Genomic DNA, 3,354 nt, shown 5'->3' with positions numbered 1-3,354 from the left:
CTTGACTAATATGTTTTGATTTCCGTATTTTTTTATAGATCGTACCGTAATCCCAACGCATAACAACTTCACCTCTAATTATGTGTATAAATGTTACATTTTTACACTTCGTTATGTATTTAGTATATCATATATATAGAAGAAGGAGGTTCAGATATGCAAAAGAAAATCACTATTTATTTTTTGTATTAATGCTTTCACAATCCAAATAACTGGGGTGCATTTTCAAATTATTACCATGATTACAAATATCACTGGTCAAGCGTAACTCGTGCAAGAGATAGTAAATCATCATATGCTTACGCTCCTTCTCATCAGACCTCAAGAGCTTTTATAAATAGAAATTTTGGTGAAACAGTATATTTTAACTACGGATTTAAAAAAATTCATAGCTCATAGAAAAGATTATATTACTATTCATGAAAATTTTAGAAAGTGAGTAAAGTATGAAGCGCTTATTTGTCATCCTTTCAAATATCTTTATAACAAGTTTTCTACTTTGGATTTGTTTTTCAACCTCATATGTGGTTATTCACAATAGTTTTCCAGCTATTAGTATTTTTTCCCAGAACAAAGAGGTATCAAAAGATCAGGTAAAATACAGTTTAGATCAATTAGCAAATGAAACAGACAGTGTGATTGGTGAACAAATTGAAACAATAGACGATAAAGGTAAGGTTCATTTTTCCTATGCAATATTTGGATCTGGCCATATCCCAAACGGCCTTGTTAAAGCTAGTGAAGAAGATTTTTACAATAGTGGCTTATTGTCCAATTATTATATTTTATCTGGAAATCTCACTCTAGATAGATTAAATCATGAACTTCAATCATTGGGTTTCACACAAACATTTGTTTCATATCCAAATATTTTTCTTAGCTTATTTACGTATATGGGAAATGGTAGTCAATTACTCGTTTTGGTCATTTTTCTACTAACTTTTATAGCCTTAATGATTATTCAAAAAACCAAGGAAATGCGAACAGTTGGGATTCGATATATTTCTGGATTGCACCTAACTCAGATTTTTGGAAACTCAATTATTAGTGATTGTGGAGATTTACTTTTAGGGATAATTACAGGGGTTTTTCTTGGAATCTGTGGTGTAAGTCTATTCCCTATCACACCATTTTCTATTCCAGTTATTTTTTCAGCTAGCATAACTTATAATTTGTTACTTTTATTCCTTTCTATACTCTTTAGCTTTCTTTATGTTTTAAGTATTAAAGCGGTACATTTGGTTTCTTTACTCAAAGGAAAGTTACCTTTGAAACAGATTATGGGTATTCTTTACTTGGGGCAATTGGTTGCTTTTCTTTTAATAGTACTTACCATTCATAGAACAAGTATCTATTCAACTATTTGGCAATTGCATCAGGCTGGAGATACAGCATGGTCAAATCAAAAAGATTGGGTATTGCTTTCAACAAATAGGGAGTTTGGGGCAGAGGCTAGAAATCAGGATAGTAGAAAAATGTTGGAAGAACAATGGAAAAACTTCATAGAAACTGGCATTCAGAATGGAGGAATGCTTGTTCAGCATCCACTTGCATCATTCGATCTAAAAGGTCTGTCTTCACATCCCTTAATGGGAAAAATGTCGATAAATGACTACAATCCGTATGCTAATAGCTTATATGTGACTCCTAATTATCTAGATGTTCAGAATGTAGAATTAAATGAAGAAGATAAGAAGAGCATTAATAGCCTTGGAGAAGGAGAATTTGGACTACTATTGCCTGAAAAATTAAAAGATCAAGAAGATAAATTGCGTCAAATTTATGAAGATTTCCTAGCGATTCGAAACGATAAGGGAAATAAAATTCAACAGGCTATGAAAGCTCGTGTTTTCTATATTTCAAACAATAAGAAGCGTTTCGTATATAATTCTACACCAATCTCATATCAACAATTTCTAAGTGATCCTATACTTATTGTCCTTAAACCAAGCTCTTTTGGAAAAAATCGAAATGATTTCTTCACTTATCCATCTGATTATCTGTATTTTAAAGGTTTGGATGCCACTAAAAAACTAGTTGAACAAGGTGGAATAAAGAAATATATCAGTCAGTATGATCTTGCCTATTATGTTTATCGTGGTATGAGTCACAACATTCAAGTTGAAATATTGACAATCATTGCTGGTGGTTTTCTAGGTATTGCTACCTCAATTCTACTCTTTAATACAATGACAATCCTCTACTTTGAAGAATTTCGTAAAACTATTCTTATTAAGAAAATATCAGGATTAAATTTTTTTGAGTTACACCAGAAATTTTTTATCTGGCAAATAGTTATCTTCATTTTGGGAGGGGCTATTGGTCTTTTGCTAACAAATAAACTTTGGGTAGTCTTTCTAACCTCTTGCGTCTTTGGTTTGAATTCTATTTTAATACTAATGCATCGTTCTCGTAAGGAAGATAGGATGGCTAGTATTATATTGAAAGGAGCATAGAAATGATTAAAATCCATCAACTAACAAAAACCTTTGGGGACCGGACGGTATTTAGTGATTTGAACTTAAATTTTGATGCAGGTAAAGTCTATGCTCTTATCGGAAATAGTGGTTGTGGCAAAACAACCTTACTAAATATGGTAGCCAAGCTAGAACCTTATGATCAGGGAAGTATTCAATATAAAGGAAAAGATTTACGAAAGATTAAACCAACAAACTATTTCAGAAATGAACTCGGTTATCTCTTCCAGAATTTTGGACTAATCGATAATAAAACTGTTTCAGAAAATTTAGATTTGGGATTAATTGGTCATAAATTAGACAAACAAAAAAAGAGAGAGACTAAAGAAGAAGTATTAGATAGAGTAGGACTATCTTATATTCAACTAGATCAAAAAGTATATGAGCTTTCTGGAGGAGAAGCACAACGTGTAGCCTTGGCAAAGATCATTTTAAAAGATCCTCCTCTAATTTTGGCAGATGAATTAACTGCCGCTCTTGATCCTGAAACCTCACAGGAGATTATGGACTTACTCCTAACATTAAAAAATAAGGAACGTCTGATCATTATTGCAACACATAATCCAACCATTTGGAAACAAGCTGATCAAGTGGTAAGCCTAAAAATTAGTCAATGAAGAATAGGGTAATAGCACAGATTTTCATTACGTTACATATTCATTTCCTAACAAAACATCCCGAAAGTTAAGTGCACCCAAATAGTTAGATTAATAATTTATCCAAAGGATTTAGTTCTGTATTGCACAGGACTGAGTCCTTTTCTACTATTTGTATAGAAGTGTATACATTTTTAATCTATAGTCGTAGAGATTTAGTAAAACTACAGCGCAAACTTCCTCTTGACTAATATGTTTTGATTTCCGTATTTTTTTATAGA

At 31.9% G+C, this 3,354-nt stretch carries 2 protein-coding genes and 1 pseudogene; all 3 read left to right on the top strand.

Annotated elements, in window-relative coordinates:
- Positions 1 to 231: 231 nt before the first annotated feature.
- A pseudogene (locus tag ADG03_RS11905) lies at positions 232 to 399 on the top strand (lactococcin 972 family bacteriocin); the annotation flags it as partial.
- Positions 400 to 446: 47 nt separating this feature from the next.
- Entirely contained in the window at positions 447 to 2,456 is a 2,010-nt protein-coding gene (locus tag ADG03_RS09960; protein ID WP_049473279.1) for a DUF1430 domain-containing protein, read from the top strand.
- A gap of 2 nt (positions 2,457 to 2,458) precedes the next feature.
- Positions 2,459 to 3,094 (top strand): ABC transporter ATP-binding protein, encoded by a 636-nt coding sequence (locus tag ADG03_RS09955; protein WP_003003180.1) that lies wholly within the window; start codon positions 2,459 to 2,461, stop codon positions 3,092 to 3,094.
- Positions 3,095 to 3,354 lie beyond the last annotated feature (260 nt).

This window comes from Streptococcus parasanguinis (assembly GCF_001069785.1).
Taxonomy (GTDB): domain Bacteria; phylum Bacillota; class Bacilli; order Lactobacillales; family Streptococcaceae; genus Streptococcus; species Streptococcus parasanguinis_T.
The sequence above is the reverse complement of the archived record's forward strand: the minus strand, read 5'-3'. Positions and strand labels throughout refer to the sequence as shown.

Excerpts from the sequence above, each read along its gene's own strand:
- ADG03_RS09960 (WP_049473279.1), top strand. The coding sequence starts at position 447 with ATGAAGCGCTTATTTGTCATCCTTTCAAATATCTTTATAACAAGTTTT.
- ADG03_RS09955 (WP_003003180.1), top strand. The coding sequence starts at position 2,459 with ATGATTAAAATCCATCAACTAACAAAAACCTTTGGGGACCGGACGGTA.